Source organism: Stenotrophomonas sp. SrG (assembly GCF_050031795.1).
In the GTDB taxonomy this organism is placed as follows: domain Bacteria; phylum Pseudomonadota; class Gammaproteobacteria; order Xanthomonadales; family Xanthomonadaceae; genus Stenotrophomonas; species Stenotrophomonas rhizophila_A.
The window spans coordinates 1-246 of the sequence record NZ_JBNBBE010000760.1 but is presented as its reverse complement, the minus strand read 5'-3'; the positions used below and the strand labels follow the sequence as shown (position 1 = coordinate 246).

The following is a 246-nucleotide window of genomic DNA, read 5'->3' as shown; positions in this document are numbered from 1 at the left end:
GCATTATCTGGCCCGACGCGCTGGCGCCGTGGCAGGTGGTGGTGTGCGTGATCAACCCCTAGCAGGACGACGCCGTGGCCAGTGCCGCTGCCGAACTGCTGGCCGAGCTGCAGGCCGCCGGCTTGGATGCCGCACTGGACGACCGCGGGCTGCGCCCGGGGTCGATGTTCGCCGACATGGTACTGATCGGCGTGGCGCTCCGGGTGGTGGTGTCCGACCGCGGCCTGGGCGCCGGTACGGTCGTGT

General features: G+C 71.5%; 1 pseudogene. It reads left to right on the top strand.

The window, feature by feature from the left end:
* Positions 1-246 (top strand): annotated as a pseudogene (locus ACQG3P_RS21605) (His/Gly/Thr/Pro-type tRNA ligase C-terminal domain-containing protein); the annotation flags it as partial.